The following is a 23,609-nucleotide window of genomic DNA, read 5'->3' as shown; positions in this document are numbered from 1 at the left end:
CGTGACTAGACCGCTTAGCTAGACCGGAGGCACTTCCGCACCGCGTAGTTCAGCATAAAGTTCTGGGTAAGCTTGCTGCAGGCGCTCAAGATCCTGCTCGGCACCTTCCGGCAGGGCGTGCAGCAACTCTTGCATGTCTTCTTGAGTAAAATGCTGATCTATCAGCGGAAAGAGGCCTTCACGCTCATGACGAAGATACGCCCGGTGCGCTTCAAGATAATCGCCCAGGTCCTCTGCAAAACGATCCATAGGCAGAATATTATCCATCAGGATCGTATCGATGTTGTCCGAAAGCTGCTGTAGCCGAGGCTTGAGCTTAAGGTAATCACTTGCCATCTGCTCCATTAGCGCCAAATGTTCAGGCGCTTTAGTCTCCAGACGGTCAACGCATATACGCTCTAATGGTGCAGCAAAACCTTCCATGTAGGCCAGAATGTAATCCACTACTTCACGCATCAGCTGAAAATTAGGCCGCTCGCCCACGGCCAGCGTTTTTTGTTTAAGCTGCAATACATGGAGCATTCGCGCCATGTTGGCATGATCTAGACGCAGTTGGTTTAACATCGTGCCGTCTCCTTGGTTGTGTCATGCCGGCCGCCGAATCCATAAGTGGCGTGGGCACGCAATTATAAGCGGGTTCACTACACTATGTTTATAAGACACTATGTTTACAAGACGCTATGTTTACAAGACATGTTTACACAAGACATGCCTATACACGATATACCCATACACGATGGCTAAGCACTTAAATCATGTGTGTTAATCAAATGCTTCAGGCTAGTTTTTCAAGCTAGCTCTGCCAATAAGTACACCAAATAAGCACTTTCGATAAGTACGATGGCTAGTGTCACCATGCACTTAAGACACTACCCTAGCAAGCGTATTGTTCGTATCATTTTGTAATGAGGGTTATGCAAAAGGTAGCCTGACAATGCGCCGTTTACCATACACACTTGTAGCTACTTTGCTGCTCAACGTCTAGATTTACAACGGAAGTTTACATGGACCTGTTTGACTCTCAGCGCTCAACACCCAGCGATGATGCCCCGCTCGCCTACCGGATGCGCCCGCAAACGCTAGATGACTACGTAGGCCAACAGGCGCTGGTGGGGCCCGGCAAACCGCTTCGCCGTATGGCAGAGGCGGGCCTTGTCCGTTCAATGATTTTATGGGGGCCTCCCGGCGTTGGTAAAACGACGCTTGCCGAACTGCTCGCTCATGCCTCCAATGCTCAGCTTGAGCATTTAAGCGCGGTAATGGCCGGGGTAAAAGAAATACGCGCGGCGGTGGAGCGCGCCCAGCAGCAGACTTCTCCGGTTATTCTCTTTTTGGATGAGATTCACCGCTTAAACAAAAGCCAGCAGGATGCGCTGCTGCCCCACGTTGAATCTGGCCTGTTGACCCTGATCGGCGCGACAACGGAAAATCCGTCGTTCGAGGTTAACTCCGCCCTGCTTTCACGCGCTCGCGTTTACGTGCTTAAAGCGCTCGACCAAGAAGAGCTGGTCAGCGTGATGCGCCAAGCGCTGAGCGACGACCAGCGCGGGCTTGGCAAGCGTAATATCCACGTTGATGACGAGGTACTTGCGGCCCTGGCGCATGCAAGCGCTGGCGATGCCCGACGGGCCTTGGGCCTGCTGGAAACCGCGTGTGATTTTACCCAGCCGGAAAATGGCCAGGAAGTGCTGCCCATGGCGGTATTGGCGGATGTAATCGGCCATCAGGCAAGCGCGTTTGATAAGCAGGGTGACGCCTATTACGACCTGCTCTCGGCTATTCATAAATCAATACGCTCATCACGCCCAGACGCCGCTCTACTCTATATGGCGCGGTTTATGCAGGGGGGTGGCGACCCGCTGGACGTGGTGCGAAGGCTTGCCGCGATTGCCTCAGAAGATGTCGGTAATGCCGACCCAAGGGCGCTGCCGTTGGTGATAGCCGCCTGGGATGCTTATCTGCGTTTAGGGGATTATGAAGGCCAGCGTGCGATTGCTCATGCGGCCATTCATCTGGCCGTGGCGCCAAAGAGTAACCGGATTGATCGCGCCTGGAAGGCCGCCAAGCAGTTTGTAAGCCAACAGCCTCAGGTAGAGGTGCCCACCTATTTACGCAATGCACCTACCAAGCTAATGGAGCGGCTAGGGCATGGTGAAGGCTACCGCTACGCCCATAACGAGCCGGACGGCTACCCGGCTGGCAGCGCGCATAACTGCTGGCCGGAGGACTTACCCCAGGCACGCTTTTTTGAACCCAGCGCGCTTGGCCAGGAAAAACGCTTTGCTGAGATTATGGCGTGGCGGGAAAGCCGCGACCAGGAAGCAGATCAGGCGCCCTAGGGCGCCTGATCGTTATTGTTACCACTTACTATTCACAACTCACCAATCACAACTCACTAATCACAACTCACTAATCACAACTCACTAATCACCACTAAAACTCTTCACGGATGACGTCGGTTCCCTCAGGAATATCAAAGTTAAACAGGCTACGATTGATAGAGCCGTTACGGATTATATCGCTAAAGGTAATCATGGTTTTCTGGCCGGTGCTGTCCATCATCCACAGCTCAGTCAGGGTTTCGTTGTCAAACACCAGGCTCAGCTCTTCAAACAGCGTATCTGCAGAGTTAGGCACCAGTGTAAAGATGTCTTCGCCGCCTTCCTGCTCATACACCACATCGTAGCTTTCGGTCAGATCACTGACATTGCCCGAAAGCAGTAGTGCCGGCGTATGCGTTACACGGTCATCCATCGGCTGAACCGTCACCTGCTCAAGATCCGGGTCGTATAAATACACATCGTTACCGTCGGATACCACAACCTGCGAATAAGGGGCTTCTACTTCCCAGCGCAGCATGCCCGGGCGTGAAAGCCACATTTCACCACGTGCATTCTGCAAACGCTCGCCAGCACCATCGAGAATTTTTTGATCGAAGGTGGCCTGATAGTTTTCCAGCGGCTCAAGCCGTTCAGTCAGGCGTTCAGCGGCATCGTTCGCCCAAGCAGCCGGGGCAGCAAACGTTAAGCCAAGGGCGGCAGCCGCCAATGATAATGGTGAAGAAAGCAGAGTTTGCGTATCGCGCATAGAGATCTCCCTGGGCATACGTTGTCAGATTCAATAGACATACGCTGCCGAATTAAAACAGTACTTAAAATCGTACTGAGGAATCGTACTGAGGACCGTCAACAACGTCCATGTGGTTAGTCAGACGCAAAACGCGCCGCAGGGTTTCACCTGCGGCGCGACTTTCACGCTTATTGCACGATTAACCGGCGCAGCATCAGCGCGCAGCCGCCGGTGCCAGCACTTCACGGGCACCGTTGGTTCCCATTGAGGAAACAACGCCAGCCATTTCCATGGCATCAACCAGGCGGGCGGCGCGGTTATAGCCAATCTTAAAACGCCGCTGCACCGCTGAAATTGACGCTTTACGGGTTTCGGTCACGAACTGAACGGCCTCGTCATAAAGCGCGTCCTGCTCAGCGTCGTCGCCTTCACTGCCTTCGGCTTCAAGGCCGGTCAAGGCATCGGCTGACACGCCGCCCGAAAGAATCTCCTCAATGTACTCAGGCTCTCCGCGACGCTTCCAGTCATCGACTACGCGGTGCACTTCGTCATCATCCACAAATGCGCCATGCACCCGGTTAGGCGGGCCGGAACCCGCGGGCAAATACAGCATATCGCCGTGGCCCAGCAGGCTTTCAGCACCGCCCTGATCGAGAATGGTGCGTGAGTCTATGCGTGAAGAAACCTGGAACGCCATGCGCGAGGGAATATTCGCCTTGATCAGGCCTGTTACCACGTCCACCGAGGGGCGCTGGGTGGCCAGGATCAAGTGTATACCCGCAGCCCGGGCTTTTTGCGCCAGGCGGGCGATCAGCTCTTCGACTTTTTTACCGACGATCATGAACATATCGGCAAATTCGTCGATCACGACGACGATATATGGCAGCTTGGCAAGTACCGGCGGCGGCTGATGCATTTCCCAGGGCTGCGGCTCCCATAAGGGGTCAGCTACCTGAGCGCCCGCGCGCTCTGCTTCATCCAGACGCGCATTGAAACCAGCAATATTACGAACGCCCATGGCCGCCATCAGCTTATAGCGACGCTCCATTTCGGCCACGCACCAGCGCAGGCTGTTGGCGGCTTCTTTCATATCCGTCACGACCGGCGCCAGCAGGTGTGGAATACCGTCGTATACCGAAAGCTCCAGCATCTTGGGATCGACCATGATGAGCTTCAACTCATCGGGCTTGGCCTTAAGCAACATCGAAATCAGCATTGCGTTAACGCCGACCGATTTACCCGAACCGGTAGTACCCGCCACTAACAAGTGGGGCATTTTGCCCAGGTTGGCAATCACCGGGCCACCGCCGATATCCTGCCCTAGCGCCATAGTGAGCGGCGATGTTTCCTGCTGAAAACGCTCGGAATCGATGACTTCGCGCAGGCGGATCATGGCTCGATGCGGGTTGGGAATCTCGATCCCGACAGTCGGCCGCCCAGGGATGACTTCCACCACGCGTACGCTTTTCACCATCAGCGAGCGGGCCAGGTCTTTGGCAAGGTTGCTTATCTTGGAAGCTTTGACACCTGCTGCCGGCTTGATTTCAAACCGGGTGATAACCGGGCCGGGCCAGGTATCGACCACTTCTGCTTTGACGCCATACTCGCGCAACCGCACTTCTAGAAGCTCGGCCATATCGGCAAGCTGTTCTTCCGTGTAGTTAGGCTGATGCGGTTCAGCGGGTGTCAGCAATTGAAGGCTGGGCACCTCGCCTTCGGGCTCAGGCAGCGTTTCAAAGGCTGGGCGCTGGCTCTGCAGATGCTCGACCGTCCAAAGCGTTGGGCCGCTGTCCACCTCACCTGCCACGTCGTCAGCCGAGAAAGTGGGCTCATGGCGTGCAGCGTTTGTCGGCATTGGCGTTGGCGTTGGCGTTGGCGTTGGCGTTGGCGTTGCAGCCAGCATCACATCGTCTTCGTCATCTTCCCATACCGGCTCGGGAACCACTTCAGGCACGCGTTCACGACGCGGCTCGGCTGTCAGTGAAGGCTCAGAGCGCGCGGCCTCGTCAAGCGGCTCAGCATCGCTTAATGTGGGCTCAGAGCGGAACGGTACGCCGCGGGACACAGCAGGTTCTTCGCTGTGCCACTCGCCACGCTGCCTCTCATCGTTATAGTCGTCGCTCTCGTCCTGCTCATCCTGTGCGCTTTGCTCGTCTTCTGGCGCATCGTCAGCCTCTTCCTGGGCAAAGAAGTGCTTGGCAATGGGCACAGCGGCGTCTTCTTCGCGAGAAGCCCGCATCATCATCGATGGCTCGGCCTGCTCGCGCGCTGGCTCAACAGTAGCGGTAGGCGCTTCAGCGGCAGGTTCGTCTTCTGGCCCCCGTGAAGACACCGCAGGCGAAGGTGTCAGAGCTGGCTCTTGGGTACGAGCCGCGAAAGCATCCGCACGAGGTGTGTTCGGTACCGATACGCTCGGCTCACGAACTTCAGGCGTTATTTCTGGGGTTCTCTCCGGAGTTCTCTCCAGGACTCTATTCGGGCTAGCCGGTGCGGGCTCTGGTTCAGCCTGAGGCTTGAGCGCTGGCTCAGGCGCTAACGTTGGCTCTGGCGCGCTGGCAACGGCGGGCTTAGCCGGTGTTTTCACCGCTGGCTCTGCCGCTGCAAAAGCGGCGGCCTCCCAGGGAATGGAGGTGTCGGTTGGTTCAGCTTTTCGCGCCTCAGACGGTGCTTCGCTCTGGCGATTGATATCATCCGCAACATCCGCCGAGAAGCCAGGCTCTCTGCGCTCACGGCCCGTATCACGCTTGGGCTTAGGCGCCCGCGTAGGCTCTTCCTCTTTTGGCGCGGGTTTTAAAGAGGCACGCAGCGCGGCTCGTTCACGACGTTTCTCACGGCGCTTTTCCCTGCGCGAACTAAACCAGCCGCCTACCCGGCATAAACGACGCCCTACTTCATCGGCCACCTGCAGCCACGACATGCCGCTAAACAGCGGGAACCCGATTAGGATCAAGGCTGCGGCAATCAGGCCCACGCCTCCACTGCCCACCAGGGGCTTGAGCGTACCCACCAGCCCTTCGCCTAAAATACCGCCGGAGGCATAGGGCAAAATGCTGTCAGGATGATAAAAATGCAGCGCACCGAGCATGGTAGTGCCAAACATCAGCAGCACGAGACCACCGGCGTGCACGGCAATGGCAACCGGATCTAATTCAAAGCGCACCTGACGCGAGCGCATCAGCCACCAGGCAGCAAAGCCAAACATGCCCGGCCACCAGAGCGCACTCGCCCCCAGGAGCGAATAAAGTACATCCGCCAGCCAAGCACCGACGGGCCCCATCCAATTGCGAACATCCGTTTCCGGCCCCTGGTAAGACCAGCCCGGGTCTTCCGGCTGGTAGCTAAACAGTGCTAATAATAAAAAAACACACAGCGCGAGCAGTACCACCACTACGCCTTCACGCACCGAGCCCTGTAAACGCAGGCCAACCCGGCGAGCTTTATCTTTCGCGGCTTTAACCCGCGCAGAAGAGGCTGAAGATGGTGCTTGACGCGAATTACGCTGCGTTCGCTTGTCTACCGCCTTATTCACTTTCAAGCGATTCTCCCTTTACACCTCAATGGCGTCTTTAATCCACTTGCGAGTTTGCATCATACCGAGCATCCTTCCGCCGTCACAGAGCTTCTCTACAAGTGCTCAGTAACAGGAGCAAATAATGCTACCTTGGCTTTCTTCGCCATATCCAATATTTCCATCTACCGCCATTGCGCTGGATTCGCCCAATGGCCTGCTGGCCGCGGGCGGCGATCTTTCTCCGCACTGGCTGGTAGAAGCGTACCGTCGCGGCATCTTCCCATGGTACAGCGATGATGACCCCATTTTATGGTGGAGTCCCGATCCGCGCATGGTACTACGTCCTGAGCAATTCAAGCTGCGCCGTAGCTTAGCAAAACGGCTGCGCAATGGGGGGTTTGACGTTACCCTGAATCAACATTTTGAGCACGTAATTAATGCCTGCGCCGCGCCACGCGATGAAGACACCGGCACCTGGATCACCGACGACATGTACAATGCCTACGTTACGCTTCATCGTCTAGGGATTGCACACAGTATCGAGGTACATCAAGCGGGCCAATTGGTGGGCGGCTTGTATGGGTTGGCGATGGGGCCTGTGTTTTTCGGGGAATCCATGTTCTCCAATGCGCCTGATGCCTCCAAAATAGCGCTTGCCCGCCTGGCAGGTGCCATGCAAGCCCATGGCGGTAAGCTGATTGACTGTCAAATGCATACGCCGCACCTTGAAAGTCTGGGAGCAACAACAGTCGCCCGCGAGACGTTCATCAACTATCTTGAACAGTGGCTGCCCGAAACGGCGTTTAGCGTCTCATCGTCGTTTGCTGGAGCACCATCGGTGCCTGCATCCCCATGGCTTCAGTCGATAGCAAGCCACGGCGATTCATAATGCTGGCAAAGCCCTGGTTTATTTGCCAAGGAGGCAAGCTGTGAGTAGTAATACTCCGCGTCAGCCGGTACAGGATCTGCGCTTTTTTCTTACTGTGCCCCATACTTGCAGCTATTTACCCAGCAAAGAGGCGACGACACTTTTTCTCGACCCGCTGGAGTCTCCCGTCACGGGGGTCTACGATTCGCTTTCACTGCTTGGTTTTCGACGCAGCGGGCGGCATTTATACCGTCCTCACTGCGAAAACTGTAACGCCTGCCAGTCGGTGCGCATCCCCGTCGAGCAGTTTGCGGCCAGCCGTTCCCAGCGCAAGGTGTGGAGACGCAATACCGATATCACCACTCGCGTGGTACCCGCGCGCTATGAAGCACGCCACTACGAGCTTTACGCAAACTATATTCGAAAGCGTCATGCCGATGGTGACATGTACCCGCCTAGCAGTGAACAGTACCGTACGTTTCTAACCCTGGAAGAGCCTTACGCGTACTTACTTGAAATGTACCTGGGTGAGGAGCTCGTGGGCGTCTCGGCATTTGATCAGCTGGAGCATGGGCTTTCGGCGATCTATACCTTTTTTGGCGTTGACGACGAACTCGACAGACGCTCGCTTGGCACGCTTGCCATTTTAAAGTTGATTGAGCTGAGCCATAAAAAAGCCCTGCCCCATCTATATTTGGGGTACTGGATCGCAGAGTGTCGTAAAATGCGCTACAAGCAAGATTTTTCCCCAATCGAGCGGCTGGATGGGCGCCATTGGCGGCCACTAATTTGTTAAAACGTACAAATTAACCCAGCTTTTTTGCCTTGACGACGGGCTTACGGCACAATATAGCGCTGTTTCTTAAGTGCCAGTCCTTTGGCCCTTAAAACCTGAAACGGTTTTTGGTTTGCTAACTACGTTAAATAAGTGAGGATCTGCCTATATGGCACGCGAAGATCATATTGAAATGGAAGGCGTTATCGTTGATACCCTTCCTAATACCATGTTCCGTGTTGAACTGGAAAACGGCCACGTTGTAACTGCTCATATCTCTGGCAAGATGCGTAAAAACTATATCCGCATTCTGACAGGCGATAAAGTGAAAGTGGAACTGACACCGTACGATCTTTCTAAAGGCCGCATTGTCTACCGTTCGCGCTAAGCCTTTCTAACGCCTTTTCAGCCAGCACGCAGTACGGCGCCGTCACCTGTATACGACAACGCCCCGTCGAAGACAGGGCGCTGTGCATTTTTACGGCATGATTAGGCGCTACGCACTAAGGCGATCTTAGCGCCCTTTTCAGGGCGCATCCGCCATTTCAGTCTCGGTGGAGAGATGAAGCTCGCCCTCCTCCAGACTGACATGCACAATACCGCCATGCTCGGCCAGCTCGCCAAACAGAATCATTTCGGCAAGTGGCTTCTTCAGCTTCTCTTGAATCAGACGCGCCATGGGACGGGCCCCCATATCCGGATCATAGCCTTTCTCAGCCAGCCAATCGCGCGCCACATCATCTACTTCCAGCTGTACGCGTTTCTCGTCTAACTGCGCCTGTAGTTCGATCAGGAATTTGTCGACTACGTTGCGCACCACCGATGTCTGCAAAGCATGGAACTGAATGATGCCATCCAACCGGTTACGGAATTCAGGCGAGAACGTCCGCCGGATAACTTCCATGGCATCGGTTGAGTGGTCCTGATGCTGGAAGCCGATAGAGCGACGTGACGCCTGCTCGGCCCCGGCATTGGAGGTCATGATAACGATAACGTGACGGAAGTCAGCTTCCCGCCCGTTATTATCGGTCAGACGACCGTGATCCATGACCTGCAGTAGCAGGTTAAAGACTTCAGGGTGCGCTTTCTCAATTTCATCCAGCAACAGCACGCAGTGCGGCTGCTTGGTCACGGCTTCAGTCAGCAAGCCGCCCTGGTCATACCCGACATAGCCGGGAGGCGCACCAATCAGACGCGATACGGTGTGACGCTCCATGTACTCCGACATATCAAAGCGCACAAGCTCAATACCCATGATATGGGCAAGCTGCTTGGCCACTTCGGTTTTACCGACACCCGTAGGCCCTGCGAACAGGAAGCTGCCCACAGGCTTATCCGGCGACTTTAGACCGGCCCTGGAAAGCTTGATGGCGGCTGAGAGCGTATCGATTGCTTCATCCTGACCAAACACCAGCATTTTCAGATCGCGATCAAGTTTTTCAAGCAGCTTACGATCCGAGCTTGAAACGCTCTTCGGCGGAATGCGGGCAATGGAAGCGACGATCGCCTCGACCTGCTCGACATCGATCGTGCCCTTACGCGCTTCTGGCGGCAGCAGCCGCTGGTGCGCTCCAGCTTCATCAATGACGTCAATGGCCTTGTCCGGCAGATAACGGTCGTTTATATAACGATCAGCCAGCCGTGCGGCGCTTTCCAGCGCGCCATCGGTGTACTTGATTTCGTGGTGCTCTTCAAAGCGTGAGCGCAGCCCCTTGAGAATCTTGATGGTGTCGTCAACCGAAGGTGCCAGTACATCGACTTTCTGGAAGCGACGCGCCAGCGCGCGGTCTTTTTCAAAAATACCGCGGAACTCTTGGAAAGTGGTTGAGCCAATGCAGCGCAGCTCACCTGACGATAACAACGGTTTGAGCAGGTTAGAGGCATCCATGACACCACCGGACGCCGCACCCGCACCAATGACCGTATGGATCTCGTCAATAAACAGCACGGCATTAGGCTGCTTACGTAGCTCACCTAGCAGGCTTTTCAGGCGCTTTTCAAAGTCGCCGCGGTACTTGGTGCCAGCAAGCAGCGCACCCATATCCAACGAGTACACGACAGCGTCGGCGATAACGTCAGGTACGTCTTCTTCAACAATACGCTTGGCAAGGCCTTCGGCTACAGCCGTTTTACCCACGCCAGCTTCACCCACCAGCAGCGGATTGTTCTTACGCCGACGCGCCAGAATCTGTACAACACGCTCAAGCTCATGGTCACGGCCGATCAGCGGATCGATCTTACCCAGCCGCGCCTGCTCGTTAAGGTTGGTGGCATAGCCAGTCAGCGGATGAGTTCCGCTTTCAGAAGCGCCTTCTTCAACGTCTTCACCCTCTTGAGAAGCGCTGGAGGGTGAATGACCATGCCCCGCCACTTTGGAAATACCATGGGCGATGTAGTTGACCGCATCGACACGGGCAACGCTTTGCTGCTTAAGGAAATAAACCGCCTGGCTTTCCTGTTCGGAGAAAATGGCTACCAATACGTTGGCGCCGGTTACTTCACTTTTGCCCGACGACTGAACGTGGAAAACCGCACGCTGCAACACACGCTGAAAACCGAGCGTAGGCTGCGTTTCACGATCTCCGTGACCTTCGGGAATAAGCGGCGTCGTTGAGTTGATAAAATCCTGCAGATCGGACCGCAGCTTGTCGAGGTTAGCCCCACACGCCTTTAAAACATCAACGGCTGAGGCATTGTCCAGCAACGCTAGCAGCAGATGTTCAACGGTCATGAATTCGTGGCGCTTTGAGCGGGCCACGGTAAAGGCCGTGTTCAGGGTCAGTTCAAGTTCTTTGCTCAGCATGGCAGTCCCCTTTTCGCTACTACCTAGGGCGTATCGCCACCTAGGACTTGCGTCGGATCAAATTAGTCGACCGGCACTTTCAACATCGGGTACAAATGGCAGGGTTGCAAGCCTCACCGACAAATTTTTATCAACGCACTCAATTTGCGGCTTCAATATCACTCATTAGCGGGTGTTCGCACTCACGCGCATACTCGTTAACCTGATGACATTTAGTCTCTGCGATGTCGCGAGTAAAGACACCACAGGTAGCTTTTCCCTGAGTGTGTACCGCAAGCATTATCTGAACAGCCTTTTCGCTGTCCATATTGAAAAACTCCTGCAGTACTTCAATGACAAAATCCATTGGCGTGTAGTCATCGTTATGCAACACGACCTTATACAAGGGAGGCTGTGCCAGCGCCGGTTCAGCAGACTGAACGGCAACATCCCCATCGTCAGGCATTTCGGGTCGTGTCATACCGGCCATTACACATGGCGCTTTTGTCTTATCAAACACTAGATTAGGCATAGATTGCACTGTTGGTTATCTCAAGACTCATGAATGACCTAGCCAGCGCTCATCAACAATTGCAACCCGCAACAGTGACCAGTCAATAGCTATGACGCTCAAGTTCTACAAGGGTTCACATGGCATTAAAAATATCATACCGCAAAAGCTAAAAAACCCCCGCCCACCAGCGGGACGAGGGTTTTGCTACACGCCCATGCAGTCAGGGCGATTCAGCATCAGCCTTTTGCAACCACTGCTAACGCTTCGTTCAGCGTTTTGCTTGGGCGCATGGCCTGACTCGCCAGCTCACCGTTCGGACGGAAGTAGCCCTGAATATCCACGGCCTGTCCCTGAACACCATTAAGCTCTTTCACAATGGTGTCTTCGTTGGCTTTCAGCTTATCAGCCAACTGCGCGAAGAGCGATTTCAATTCAGCGTCGTCGTTCTGCGCGGCCAGGGCTTCTGCCCAGTAAAGCGCCAGATAGAAGTGGCTGCCGCGGTTATCAAGCTCGCCCACTTTACGCGACGGTGACTTGTTACTGTCCAAAAACTTGCCGTTGGCTTCGTCAAGCGTCTTGGCCAGCACGGTGGCGCGTGCATTGCCGAAGGTGCTGCCCAGGTGCTCAAGCGACGCCGCCAGGGCCAGGAACTCACCCAGCGAATCCCAGCGCAGGTGGTTTTCTTCCAGGAACTGCTGAACGTGCTTGGGTGCACTACCGCCAGCGCCAGTTTCAAACAGGCCACCGCCGTTCATCAACGGAACGATAGACAGCATTTTCGCGCTAGTGCCCAGTTCCATGATCGGGAACAGATCCGTCAGGTAGTCGCGCAGCACGTTGCCGGTGACGGAAATGGTGTCTTCACCTTTGCGGATACGCTCAAGCGATACCGCCATGGCATCGACCGGCGCCAGGATACGGATATCCAGACCGTTGGTATCGTAATCTTTAAGATACGCTTCTACCTTTTTGATCAGCTGCGCGTCATGGGCGCGGTTCGCATCCAGCCAGAAAATAGCCGGAACGCCGCTTTCGCGTGCACGGGTAACCGCAAGCTTCACCCAGTCCTGAATCGGCGCGTCTTTGGTCTGGCACATACGCCAGATGTCGCCCGCTTCAACGTCATGACTGAACAGCGTATTGCCGTTTTCGTCAGTAACCACCACGGTGCCGTTGGCAGCGATCTGGAAGGTTTTGTCGTGGGAACCGTACTCTTCGGCTTTTTGCGCCATCAGGCCCACGTTAGGCACGCTGCCCATGGTGGTTGGGTCAAACGCACCGTGCTTTTTACAATCTTCGATCACGGCCTGATAGATAGTCGCGTAGCAACGATCCGGAATGACGGCTTTGGTGTCGTGCAGCTGATCGTCAGCGCCCCACATTTTACCGGAATCACGAATCATCGCCGGCATGGAAGCGTCGATGATCACATCAGAAGGCACGTGAAGGTTGGTGATGCCTTTATGGGAGTTCACCATCGCCATCGGCGGGCGCTCTTTATAAAGTGCTTCGATATCACCTTTAATAGCGTCTTGCTGGTCGCTGGGCAGCGACTCAATGGCGCTGTAGAGATCGCCAATACCGCTGTTGGCATTAAAGCCAACTGACTTGAGCGCATCGGCATGCTTTTCAAGTGCGGCTTTATAGAACTCTTCAACCACGATACCAAACATGATCGGGTCGGAAACCTTCATCATGGTGGCTTTCAGGTGCAAAGAGAACAGCACGTTGCGCGCTTTGGCATCGTTGATTTCGCTGTCGATAAAGCTGCGCAGGCGGCGGCTGCTCATGGAAGCCGCGTCAATCACTTCGCCTTCAAGAACGGCCAGACCGTCTTTCAGAACGGTAGTGGTGCCATCTTTTTGTTGCAGCTCAATCTTGAGCTTGCCGGCTTTTTCCATGACCGCGGATTGCTCGCTGCCGTAGAAGTCGCCTTCGCTCATGTGAGCTACGTGAGACTGAGAATCAGCGCTCCACTCGCCCATGCGATGCGGGTATTTACGCGCGTAGTTCTTGACCGACTTCGGCGCACGGCGATCAGAGTTGCCTTCACGCAGCACCGGGTTTACCGCACTGCCCTTGGCCTTGTCGTACGCCGCTTTGATGGCTTTTTCTTCATCGTTCTTAGGCTCGTCCGAGTAATCCGGCAGCGGGTAGCCCTGGCCTTGCAGCTCTTTAATGGTGGCTTTTAGCTGCGGACCGGAAGCACTGATATTAGGCAATTTGATAATATTGGCTTCAGGCGTAGTCGCAAGCTTACCCAGCTCAGCCAGATCATCACTAACGCGCTGCTCATCGTTGAGCAGGTCAGGGAACTGAGCCAGTACACGCGCTGCCAGGGAGATATCGCGAGTCTCTACCTCAATACCGGCAGGATCGGTAAATGCATCGATAATCGGTAACAGTGAATATGTCGCGAGCGCAGGGGCTTCGTCGGTGAGCGTATAAATGATCTTCGGCGTTTGGGACATTTTTGCGTTAACCTCTTTTCTAGTCGCTTTAGTTATAAAATCCTAAGCTACGCGGCTCATTCGACGATAGACCGTGCCGCGAAGCGCGCGGGGCAGCGTATCAATCTTGCTGCTTTACTATCACTTCGGTGGTGTTGACGACGACTCCAGCGGTCACGCAGGAGTATACCAGCGCTGCACTTTAACCGCATGAGAGATTGTCGACAAATCAGGCGTAAGACGTAAGAGACTTTATGAGCAGCCTATACCTACTGCATAAACCCTACCGTATGCTCTCCCAATTTACCGACAGTGAAGGACGGGCTACCCTCGCCGATGTTATCGAAGTGCCCGGCGTTTATGCCGCTGGCCGACTTGATTACGACTCTGAAGGGCTTTTGTTACTCAGCGATGACGGCGCGCTCATCCACCGCATTGCGCATCCTCGCCATAAGCAGCCTAAAACCTACTGGGTGCAGCTTGAAGGTCAGATAGACGATACCGCCCTTAACGCGCTGCGTACGGGTATTACCTTAAAGGATGGCCCTACCCGGCCGGCCAAGGCCCGCTTGATTGCCACCCCGCCGCTGGCGCCACGCGAGCCAGCCATTGACCCCAAGCGCCACCCTTCCACCAGTTGGCTGGAATTGACCATTAGCGAAGGGCGCAACCGTCAGGTACGCCGAATGACCGCCCACGTCGGATTTCCCACGCTTAGATTAATTCGCGCCTCGATTGGCGCTTGGCAATTGGGCGACCTAAAGCCCGGCGAATGGCGTAAGGAAACCCTGCACGCCCCACGCCCGGCCCAGGCGTCCAAGCGTTCGCGCAAGCCAGTGGCTTCACGCCGGAAACCCTCATGAGCGCTATTCGAACCAGCGCCATTCACAGCACGGCCGCCTGCGTTATTCAGCGCGACAATCGGTTCTTGCTGGTTGAAGAAGCCAAGGGCGGCCCCTTTACGGTATTCAACCAGCCGGCGGGTCATATTGAGGCGGGCGAAGGGCCTATGGCAGCGATTTTACGTGAAGTTGAGGAAGAGACCGCCTGGCGTGTCACGCTAAACGGCTACCTGGGACTTTATATTTTTCACACCGATAGCGGCCAAACCTTTCATAGTCATGGGTTTACCGCCGAGCCCGCCGAGTTTCTCAATACGCCGCTGGACACTGACATTATCGCGACACACTGGCTCACGCTTGCCGAAATTCGTGCCTTAAGCGCGCAACAGCGGCTACGAAGCCCGCTGGTACTCAAGCGCATTGAGGACGCTGTCAGCGAATGCTGCTATCCATTAAGCGTCATTCAGGAGTGAAGCGCTCGAAGCAGCAACCCCCTATCGTGTATAATCGCTGCCCAATTGCATACCACTTCAACCGAGGATGCCAATGACATCCACCAATGGCACACCCACCACCGAGGCATCCGCTGCGGGCAAAGTAATTGTCGGCATGTCTGGTGGCGTCGACTCGTCCGTTTCTGCCTTGCTTCTGCTTCAGCAGGGGTACGAGGTGGAAGGCCTGTTTATGAAAAACTGGGACGAAGACGACGGCACTGAATACTGCACGGCGAAGGAAGACCTTGCCGACGCCGAAGCAGTGTGCGCCAAGCTGGGCATTAAGTTACATACGGCGAATTTTGCCGCCGAGTACTGGGATAACGTCTTCGAGCATTTCCTCGAAGAGTACAAGGCTGGACGCACCCCCAACCCTGACATTCTGTGTAATCGAGAGATCAAGTTTAAGGTATTTCTTGAATACGCCGAAATGCTGGGTGCCGAGAAGATCGCCACCGGCCATTACGTTCGTGAAGGACGGGTTCGCCAAGGTACTAGCGATGTTCGCCCGCGCCTGCTTAAAGGGCTGGACGGTAACAAGGATCAGAGCTACTTCCTGCACGCGGTACCTGAAGCCGCCATTGCCCGCACGCTGTTCCCGGTGGGCGAGCTGGAAAAACCCGCCGTTCGCGCGCTTGCCGAAGCGCACGACCTGATCACGGCTAAGAAAAAAGACTCTACCGGTATCTGTTTTATCGGTGAGCGGCGTTTCCGCGACTTTCTACAGCAATACCTACCCGCCCAACCCGGCAAGATCGAAACGCCCGAAGGCGACGTGATCGGCGATCATATGGGATTGATGTACTACACCCTGGGTCAGCGCCAGGGGCTAGGGATTGGCGGGCTTGCCAACTACTCAGAAGAGCCTTGGTACGTGGCGGCAAAAGATCTGGAACGCAACGTGCTGATCGTGGTGCAGGGTAAGCATCATCCGCTGCTTTTATCGGACACCCTGGCGACTGAAGCCATGGACTGGGTTGCGGGCGAGCCGCCAGCTCAACACGGCCGATTTACCGCCAAAACCCGGTATCGGCAAAGCGACTGCGGCTGCGAAATGCGCACCCTGCCCGATGGCGGCGTTGAAGTGACGTTCGATGACCCCCAATGGGCGGTAACGCCCGGCCAATCGCTGGTGCTTTACGATGGTGATATTTGCCTGGGTGGCGGCGTTATTCGCGCCACCTGGAAAGCGTCGGAGAACCCCGCATGAGTACCACAACGCCCATTCACCGCGCACCCGACTCACCGTCGGTGCGCCAGGCGCTTGCCTTGGCCGGGGTATTCCAAGCCGCCAGCCTGGTCGATGAACTAGCCCGCACAGGCCAGGTTGATAACCGTGCCTGGGACACGCTGATTGAAGCGACCGTGGATACCAACCCGGAAAGCTTTGAAGCCATTTACGGTGGCCATCCGAATAACCTGCGGCGCGGTCTTGAAACGCTTGAGGCACTCGTCGGCCGCAAGCAGGCCAATCCGGTGGTGCTGCGCTATGGTTTTACGATTCTACTAGTCATGAACAAGCTGCGTACCAACAGCGACATGATGGATTCCCTGGGCCAGCACCTTACCCGCATCCAGGGTCAGGCCGAGCACTTTAGCCCGACGCATGAAAACGTTATCGCAAGCTTGGGCGAAGCCTACCAAGAAACAATCTCCACCTTTAAAACGCGCATCGTGGTACAGGGCGACCCGTCGCTACTGCAAAGCCGGATGATGCCCGAGCGCGTGCGGGCCTGTTTATTGTCAGGCATTCGCTTTGGGCTTTTATGGCACCAGCAAGGCGGGCGCCGCTGGAAGCTGGTGTTCCAGCGTAAAGCGCTGCGCCGCGCGCTGGATAGCCTCGGCTAGCCATTTGATTGATGATAGTGCGCTCTATACCCCTTTTCCGACTCACCTGTTCTTGAACTACTTGGAAACGACGCCATGCAACTCTCCGCTCTGACTGCTCTCTCCCCCGTTGACGGCCGCTACGGCTCCAAAGCCTCTGCGCTGCGCGAACATTTCAGCGAATTCGGCCTGATCCGTGCCCGTGTCATTGTGGAAGTCCGCTGGTTACAGCGCCTGGCTGAGCATAGCCAAATCGTTGAAGTACCGCCGCTTTCTGCCGGCGCGACCGCCTTTCTTGAACAATTGATTAGTGAGTTCTCCTTAGATGACGCTGAGCGTATCAAAGAGATCGAGCGCACCACCAATCACGATGTGAAAGCGGTCGAGTACTTCCTGAAAGAAAAAATCGCTGGCAACGCCGAACTGAATGCAGTGACCGAATTCATTCACTTCGCGTGCACCTCAGAAGATATCAACAATCTTTCTTACGGCGTGATGCTGGCCGACGGCCTGCAGGCACTGCTGCCCACCATGCATGAAGTCGCCGATGAAGTAGCTAAGCTTGCGATTGCTCATGCCGCTCAGCCGATGCTCTCACGCACCCATGGCCAAACGGCAAGCCCGACTACGCTTGGCAAAGAAATGGCCAACGTGGCGTATCGCTTGAAGCGTCAGCTCAAGCAGATCGAGCGCGTTGAGATTTTGGGTAAAATCAACGGCGCGGTAGGCAACTACAATGCGCATCTGGCAACTTACCCTGAAATCGACTGGGAAGAAAACGCGCGGACTTTTGTCGAAGGCTTAGGGTTAAGCTTCAATCCCTACACCACGCAAATCGAACCCCACGACTACATCGCTGAGCTGTTCGATGCGGTATGCCGTTTCAATACCATCCTGATCGACTTCAATCGCGATGTCTGGGGCTATATTTCTCTGGGCTACTTCAAGCAGCGCACGGTAGCGGGCGAAATCGGCTCTTCTACCATGCCGCATAAGGTCAACCCGATTGATTTTGAAAACTCTGAAGGCAACCTGGGTCTGGCCAACGCGGTACTGAACCACCTGGCGCAAAAGCTGCCGATTTCCCGCTGGCAGCGTGACTTAACCGACTCCACCGTGCTGCGTAACCTGGGTGTTGGCCTGGCGTACGGCCTGATCGGTTACCACGCTGGCCTTAAAGGCATCAGCAAGCTGGAAGCCAACCCTGAGCGCCTGGCAGAAGACCTGAACAACAGCTGGGAAGTGCTGGCCGAGCCGATTCAAACCGTCATGCGCCGCTACGGTATCGAAAAGCCGTACGAAAAACTTAAAGAGCTGACCCGTGGCAAGCGCATCGACCAGGCAGGCTTTGCCGCGTTCATCGATACTCTTGAGCTGCCAGCCGACGTAAAAGCCGAGCTTAAAGACCTCTCGCCGGCGAGCTATATTGGTAATGCACAAGCGCAGGCCGAAGCGCTTACCCAACGCCTTGGCAACTTGTCATAAGCGCTGCGGCCACTCACCTAGGATACCGCTATGAGCCAACACGATAAGCCACTCACCCTGCTGGGCGATTTAACACCGGCAGAATTTTTGGCCCACTACTGGCAACAGAAACCGCTGCTGATTCGTGGCGCTATCCCCGACTTCATCAGCCCAATCGACCCTGATGAGCTTGCAGGACTTGCCTGCGAGCCGGGTGTAGAAGCGCGCCTGGTTGAAGAAGACGGCCCGGAGGGCGCCTGGCAGGTGTCTCACGGCCCCTTCGACGAAACAACGTTTGAGCGTCTGCCTGAAGGCCACTGGAGCCTTTTGGTTCAGGCGGCGGATCACTACGTGCCGTCTGTCGCGGCACTGATGGATGAATTCGACTTTCTGCCCCGCTGGCGGTTAGACGATATTATGATCAGCTACGCGCCTCCCGGCGGAAGCGTAGGTCCGCATGTCGATCAATACGATGTCTTTTTACTACAGGCCAGCGGTCACCGTCGCTGGCAGCTGGGTGGCAAGCAGGCAGACGACGCACCCATTATCCAGGGCGTTGACCTGCGTATTCTGGAAACCTTTGAGGTCGAGCAGGATTCTGACTGGACGCTGGCACCGGGCGATATGCTTTATCTGCCGCCAGGTTGGGCACACCACGGTGTCAGCCAGACGGATGACTGCATGACCATTTCAGTCGGCTTTCGGGCACCGTCTGCCGACGAGTCAATCACCTCTTACGCCGACTACCTGGGCGAACAGCTACCCGCCTCGCAACGCTATAGCGATGCGGGCATGGCGCCTGCCAGCCAGATCGGTGAGCTGGACGACGCAGCTGTCGAGCGCATGCGCCAATTCATGCTGAAAACGCTTGATAACCCCGCGCAAATCGCTCAATGGTTTGGCCGAGTAATGACGCAACCTAAATACGTCGATCAAGTCGCTCCGCTTGAAGAGCCGATGGATGAAGCGGCGCTGATGGAACACCTTCAAGAGGGCGAGCCGCTCCTGCACATGCCCGGCTCGCGCTTTGCCTGGCGTAAGGATGCAGGCAGCGTAACGCTATTTGTCGATGGCGACGCCCATCCCTGCGCCGAAGCGCTGGCAAAACGCTTAGCTAACCCGGCTCCCATGTACGAAGACGTACTGGAGCTTGAAGGAGCTGCACTGCTGCTCACTCAGCTGGTTAACGCGGGTAGTCTGGGCTTTATGGGTGAAGACGACGAAGAATAGTCACGCCCTTTATCGACCCAGCGATTAAATGTTTAGCGCCGCCCCAAAGCGGCGCTTTTTTGTATTTGGTTTATCTTCCTGACAAAAAACGACTACATAAACGCGGCGTTTTGCTAACCCATTGTCGTCAAGTTACAACCCCGCCTGCCCCCAAGTGTCAATTGTTAGATGCTCCTTTGTCGTCAATAGTTATTGCACTGCAGCGCTATCAAGCCTGCCCAGCTATTCACTGGCCATCGTCCTTTGCCGGTAAGCAGCTGGAAACGTTTTCGCAAGCGCAGCACCGCTATAAAACAACTTACGAAGTGCTCATACGACCCTGGAGAAATTACTCATGACTGGACTGCTTAACGATATTAAAGCCATGGCTCAATTACGCGAAGCCCAGCGTGGCAAGTGGGATGCCATCAAACCTGAATACGCTGCCCGCATGCGTACTCAGAACCGCTTTCATACAGGTCTCGACATCGCCCGTTACACCGCCAAGATCATGCGTAACGATATGGCCGCCTACGACGCAGACACTTCGCAGTACACGCAGTCACTGGGTTGCTGGCACGGCTTTATTGGCCAGCAGAAGCTGATCTCGATTAAAAAGCACTTCGGCACCACCAAGCGCAGCTACCTGTACCTTTCGGGCTGGATGGTGGCCGCACTGCGCTCTGAGTTTGGTCCTCTGCCCGATCAGTCCATGCATGAGAAAACCTCGGTCGCCAACCTGATTGAGGAGCTATATACCTTTTTAAAACAGGCCGATTCTTGGGAGCTTAACCATCTGTTCCGTGCCCTGGACGACGCCAAAGCCGCTGGCGACAGAACCAAAGAGCAGGAAATCATTAGCAGCATCGATAATTATGAAACCCATATTGTGCCGATCATTGCCGATATCGATGCGGGGTTTGGCAACGCAGAAGCGACTTACCTGCTGGCCAAGAAGTTTATTCAGGCAGGCGCTTGCTGCATTCAGCTGGAAAACCAAGTCTCCGATGAGAAGCAATGCGGCCATCAGGACGGCAAAGTAACCGTCCCTCATGAGGACTTTCTGGCCAAGATCAACGCGGTTCGCTATGCATTTTTAGAGCTCGGCGTAGACGACGGTGTGATTGTGGCACGCACCGATTCTTTAGGCGCAGGCCTGACGCAGAAGATTGCCGTTACCCACGAGCCCGGGGACCTTGGCGATCAGTACAACAGCTTTCTGGATGGCGACGTTATCGAGAACGCCGCCGATATCAATAATGGCGATGTGGTGATCAAACAAAATGGTCAACTGGTAAAACCCAAACGTTTGCCATCCGGCCTTTACCAGTTTAAACCGGGGTCAGGCGAAGACCGCGTTATTCTTGACTGCATCACCAGTTTGCAAAATGGCGCCGATCTTTTATGGATCGAAACTGAAAAACCCCACGTTGGCCAAATTGCCAGCATGGTCAACCGTATTCGTGACGTTGTGCCGGATGCCAAACTGGTTTACAACAACTCGCCTTCTTTCAACTGGACGCTCAACTTCCGCCAACAGGTATTCGACGCCTGGGAGAAAGACGGCAAGGATGTTTCCGCCTACCAGCGCGACAAGCTGATGAGTGTTGAGTACGACGATACCGAGCTTGGCCAGCTGGCAGATGAATGGACGCGTAATTTCCAGCGCGACTCCTCTCGCGAAGCGGGTATTTTCCATCACCTGATTACCCTACCCACCTACCACACCGCCGCACTCTCCACCGATACGCTGGCCAAGGGCTATTTCGGCAAGGAAGGTATGCTTGCCTACGTAAAAGGCGTTCAGCGTGAAGAGATTCGCCAAGGAATTGCCACGGTAAAACACCAGGACATGGCGGGCTCCAATATTGGCGATGACCATAAGGAATTCTTCCACGGCGATGCCGCGCTTAAAGCAGGCGGCAAAGATAATACGATGAACCAGTTTGGTTAATTAGTTTTTCCATCCTCATTCATTGAAAGCCCTGCAAACCAGGAGACCTTAAGGCTCCTGGTTTTTTCGTTATATCTGCACACTGTTTTCTTATTCACTGTCTACACTGAGATTTATGATCTTTTCGAATGATCAGTGGTCATAGCCAACAGCTTCAGTTATCTTTTAGCGAACACTGTTTTATAATTGAAGTATCTTGATATTGCCATTTGAGCTGCAACACCTTGGAGGTTTTAATGAAACGTTTACTACCTGTTGCTGCATTAAGCATCCTGACCTTAGCCGGGTGTGCCAACACCTCACCTTACTCGGGCGATGTATACCGCGGCAACCAAGCACAGACAGGCCAAAGCGTCTCTTACGGTACGATTGTTGCTATTCGTCCGGTACAAATTCAGGCCGATAGCCGTGCTGGGGGCCTGTTAGGTACCGGTGGCGGTGCTATCATCGGTGGCCTTTTAGGTAGCCAAGTGGGCGGCGGTTCTGGTCGTCAGCTAGCCACCGTTGCCGGTGCGTTAGGTGGTTCCGTTGCCGGTTCAGCAGCCGAAGATCGGGCTAACCGCGTTGCCGCCTTAGAAATGGAAATTCGCCGTGATGACGGTAGCGATGTAGTGGTTGTACAGCGAGCTGACCATCAGTACCAAGCTGGTCAGCGCGTGCGCCTGATTGGTAGCGGTGGCAACCTTAGTATCGCGCCTTACTAATCATTGCCACTTGCCCATTATCGTGATTGATGGTGGGCAGTGAACAGATTGGCATCTTTACGCACTACCGCAGTCACTTAGAAACGTTGTTAACCGCAATACAAAAAACGCCCGACCATTTTTTGAATGGTCGGGCGTTTTTATTTAAGCGCGGTGATAAATCAGTGCGCCATACTGCTCGCCCACTCAGCCAATTTCATAACGACTAGACCAATAATTACCAGCAGAATAGCTACCAGCAGAACTTCTACCGGGCGTACCAGCGTAGTTGCACCTAATACAGCCAGTGTGCCGACCCATAAATAGCGGTTTGAGCCATGACTTTTCATTACGCTGGGCAGCATTCGATCTAGGCCGCAGCTAACGCCGCTATGCCATTTTTGATTGACAAAATAGGCAATTACGCCAAAAGCGATAAGCCAAATAAGGAAAGTCGTCATAGCAAACTCCGGTGAATGGAATTTAAAAAAGGCCAAAAGTTGTTGGCGTAGGGTATCCCCGGTCACCGTGCGGCGCAATACCGCGATGAACGAGTGAGCGTAAAAACCTGGCTTACCCCCTGACAAGCCGCGTTTCACGCGTTACCATGTTGGGACATGCACTCACCGAAAGGCTATTCAATGCAAATTGCGCAAAACTCGGTTGTCGCGTTTCACTACACCCTGACCAATGACTCAGGTGAAGTGCTAGACAGTTCCGAAGGCCGTGAGCCTCTGACGTATCTCCATGGCGCGGGCAACATTATCCCGGGTCTGGAGAAAGAGCTTGAAGGCCGCGCAGCGGGTGACAAGCTGAACGTCAAAGTAACTCCGGAAGAGGGTTACGGCGAAGTTCAAGAACAGCTGGTACAAGAAGTACCGCGTGATGCTTTCCAGGGCGTCGAAAACATTGAGCCGGGCATGCAGTTCCAAGCCCAGACTCAAGGTGGCCCGCTGATGGTGACGGTTAAGAACATCGAAGGCGACACCGTTATCGTTGATGGCAACCATCCTCTGGCGGGCGAACATCTTAACTTTGATGTTGAGATTGCGTCCGTTCGTGAAGCGAGCCAGGAAGAAACCGAGCACGGCCACGTGCACGGTGAAGGCGGCGTTGAGCATTAATCGCTTACGTTTGCTGAAAAAGGCGGCCTGCGGGCCGCCTTTT

At 54.9% G+C, this 23,609-nt stretch carries 20 protein-coding genes; 13 read left to right on the top strand and 7 right to left on the bottom strand.

Annotation, left to right across the window (positions count from 1 at the left end; all coding sequences use genetic code 11):
- Positions 1 to 18: 18 nt before the first annotated feature.
- The gene (locus tag ACT3R7_RS12375; RefSeq protein WP_193092658.1) at positions 19 to 564 is read right to left on the bottom strand and encodes a hemerythrin domain-containing protein; all 546 of its coding nucleotides are present in this window, start codon (positions 562 to 564) and stop codon (positions 19 to 21) included.
- A gap of 440 nt (positions 565 to 1,004) precedes the next feature.
- Here ACT3R7_RS12375 and ACT3R7_RS12370 point away from each other — a divergent pair, with 440 nt between their 5' ends.
- The gene (locus tag ACT3R7_RS12370) at positions 1,005 to 2,339 is read left to right on the top strand and encodes a replication-associated recombination protein A (protein ID WP_193092657.1); all 1,335 of its coding nucleotides are present in this window, start codon (positions 1,005 to 1,007) and stop codon (positions 2,337 to 2,339) included.
- Positions 2,340 to 2,433: 94 nt separating this feature from the next.
- On the opposite strand, the gene lolA is transcribed toward ACT3R7_RS12370, so the two are convergent.
- Together lolA and ACT3R7_RS12360 are read right to left on the bottom strand one after the other, a co-directional pair.
- Positions 2,434 to 3,087 (bottom strand): outer membrane lipoprotein periplasmic chaperone LolA, encoded by a 654-nt coding sequence (gene lolA / locus ACT3R7_RS12365; RefSeq protein WP_193092656.1) that lies wholly within the window; start codon positions 3,085 to 3,087, stop codon positions 2,434 to 2,436.
- 196 nt (positions 3,088 to 3,283) lie between these two features.
- Positions 3,284 to 6,604: a DNA translocase FtsK 4TM domain-containing protein gene (locus ACT3R7_RS12360; protein WP_444490221.1), complete on the bottom strand. Its 3,321-nt coding sequence runs from the start codon at positions 6,602 to 6,604 to the stop codon at positions 3,284 to 3,286.
- Positions 6,605 to 6,722: 118 nt separating this feature from the next.
- Between ACT3R7_RS12360 and aat the strand changes: the two genes are divergently transcribed.
- The 3 genes from aat to infA all read left to right on the top strand — a co-directional run bounded on the left by aat (position 6,723) and on the right by infA (position 8,611).
- The gene (aat, locus tag ACT3R7_RS12355; protein WP_192538950.1) at positions 6,723 to 7,469 is read left to right on the top strand and encodes a leucyl/phenylalanyl-tRNA--protein transferase; all 747 of its coding nucleotides are present in this window, start codon (positions 6,723 to 6,725) and stop codon (positions 7,467 to 7,469) included.
- Positions 7,470 to 7,509: 40 nt separating this feature from the next.
- Positions 7,510 to 8,244 carry an arginyltransferase gene (locus ACT3R7_RS12350; RefSeq protein ID WP_192538951.1) on the top strand — a complete coding sequence of 245 codons (735 nt, stop codon included), beginning with the start codon at positions 7,510 to 7,512 and terminating at the stop codon, positions 8,242 to 8,244.
- Between the two features lie 148 nt (positions 8,245 to 8,392).
- Positions 8,393 to 8,611 (top strand): translation initiation factor IF-1, encoded by a 219-nt coding sequence (gene infA, locus ACT3R7_RS12345; protein WP_007111068.1) that lies wholly within the window; start codon positions 8,393 to 8,395, stop codon positions 8,609 to 8,611.
- A gap of 138 nt (positions 8,612 to 8,749) precedes the next feature.
- On the opposite strand, the gene clpA is transcribed toward infA, so the two are convergent.
- From clpA to ACT3R7_RS12330, 3 genes are all read right to left on the bottom strand, one after another.
- On the bottom strand, positions 8,750 to 11,026 hold the full coding sequence (gene clpA, locus ACT3R7_RS12340; protein ID WP_192538952.1) for an ATP-dependent Clp protease ATP-binding subunit ClpA: 2,277 nt from the start codon (positions 11,024 to 11,026) through the stop codon (positions 8,750 to 8,752).
- 139 nt (positions 11,027 to 11,165) lie between these two features.
- A complete protein-coding gene (gene clpS / locus ACT3R7_RS12335) occupies positions 11,166 to 11,486 on the bottom strand; it encodes an ATP-dependent Clp protease adapter ClpS (RefSeq protein WP_371827760.1) in 321 nt (106 codons plus the stop codon).
- Between the two features lie 269 nt (positions 11,487 to 11,755).
- Complete coding sequence (locus ACT3R7_RS12330; RefSeq protein WP_193092654.1) at positions 11,756 to 13,990, bottom strand: NADP-dependent isocitrate dehydrogenase; 2,235 nt, start codon at positions 13,988 to 13,990, stop codon at positions 11,756 to 11,758.
- Positions 13,991 to 14,223: 233 nt separating this feature from the next.
- On the opposite strand from ACT3R7_RS12330, the gene ACT3R7_RS12325 reads away from it, so the two are divergent.
- The 8 genes from ACT3R7_RS12325 (at position 14,224) to ACT3R7_RS12290 (ending at position 22,463) form a co-directional block, all read left to right on the top strand.
- The gene (locus tag ACT3R7_RS12325; protein ID WP_192538954.1) at positions 14,224 to 14,832 is read left to right on the top strand and encodes a pseudouridine synthase; all 609 of its coding nucleotides are present in this window, start codon (positions 14,224 to 14,226) and stop codon (positions 14,830 to 14,832) included.
- Positions 14,829 to 15,284 (top strand): NUDIX domain-containing protein, encoded by a 456-nt coding sequence (locus ACT3R7_RS12320; protein WP_193092653.1) that lies wholly within the window; start codon positions 14,829 to 14,831, stop codon positions 15,282 to 15,284. Before ACT3R7_RS12325 ends, ACT3R7_RS12320 begins: the two co-directional genes overlap by 4 nt.
- Positions 15,285 to 15,357: 73 nt before the next feature.
- Complete coding sequence (mnmA, locus tag ACT3R7_RS12315) at positions 15,358 to 16,515, top strand: tRNA 2-thiouridine(34) synthase MnmA (RefSeq protein WP_192538956.1); 1,158 nt, start codon at positions 15,358 to 15,360, stop codon at positions 16,513 to 16,515.
- Positions 16,512 to 17,153: a high frequency lysogenization protein HflD gene (hflD, locus tag ACT3R7_RS12310; RefSeq protein WP_193092652.1), complete on the top strand. Its 642-nt coding sequence runs from the start codon at positions 16,512 to 16,514 to the stop codon at positions 17,151 to 17,153. Before mnmA ends, hflD begins: the two co-directional genes overlap by 4 nt.
- Positions 17,154 to 17,228: 75 nt before the next feature.
- The gene (gene purB / locus ACT3R7_RS12305) at positions 17,229 to 18,617 is read left to right on the top strand and encodes an adenylosuccinate lyase (RefSeq protein ID WP_193092651.1); all 1,389 of its coding nucleotides are present in this window, start codon (positions 17,229 to 17,231) and stop codon (positions 18,615 to 18,617) included.
- A 30-nt stretch (positions 18,618 to 18,647) separates the two neighbouring features.
- Positions 18,648 to 19,826, top strand: coding sequence for a cupin domain-containing protein (locus ACT3R7_RS12300; protein WP_193092650.1), 1,179 nt, complete (start codon positions 18,648 to 18,650; stop codon positions 19,824 to 19,826).
- Positions 19,827 to 20,160: 334 nt separating this feature from the next.
- A complete protein-coding gene (locus ACT3R7_RS12295; protein WP_018916638.1) occupies positions 20,161 to 21,759 on the top strand; it encodes an isocitrate lyase in 1,599 nt (532 codons plus the stop codon).
- A gap of 236 nt (positions 21,760 to 21,995) precedes the next feature.
- Entirely contained in the window at positions 21,996 to 22,463 is a 468-nt protein-coding gene (locus tag ACT3R7_RS12290) for an outer membrane lipoprotein (RefSeq protein ID WP_192538962.1), read from the top strand.
- Between the two features lie 161 nt (positions 22,464 to 22,624).
- Here ACT3R7_RS12290 and ACT3R7_RS12285 read toward each other — a convergent pair whose 3' ends face one another.
- A complete protein-coding gene (locus tag ACT3R7_RS12285) occupies positions 22,625 to 22,903 on the bottom strand; it encodes a hypothetical protein (protein ID WP_192538963.1) in 279 nt (92 codons plus the stop codon).
- 180 nt (positions 22,904 to 23,083) lie between these two features.
- Here ACT3R7_RS12285 and ACT3R7_RS12280 point away from each other — a divergent pair, with 180 nt between their 5' ends.
- The gene (locus ACT3R7_RS12280; RefSeq protein ID WP_192538964.1) at positions 23,084 to 23,566 is read left to right on the top strand and encodes an FKBP-type peptidyl-prolyl cis-trans isomerase; all 483 of its coding nucleotides are present in this window, start codon (positions 23,084 to 23,086) and stop codon (positions 23,564 to 23,566) included.
- The last annotated feature ends 43 nt before the right edge of the window (positions 23,567 to 23,609 follow it).

This window comes from Halomonas sp. AOP43-A1-21, assembly GCF_052376775.1.
Lineage (GTDB): Bacteria > Pseudomonadota > Gammaproteobacteria > Pseudomonadales > Halomonadaceae > Vreelandella > Vreelandella colorata.
The sequence above is the reverse complement of the archived record's forward strand: the minus strand, read 5'-3'. Positions and strand labels throughout refer to the sequence as shown.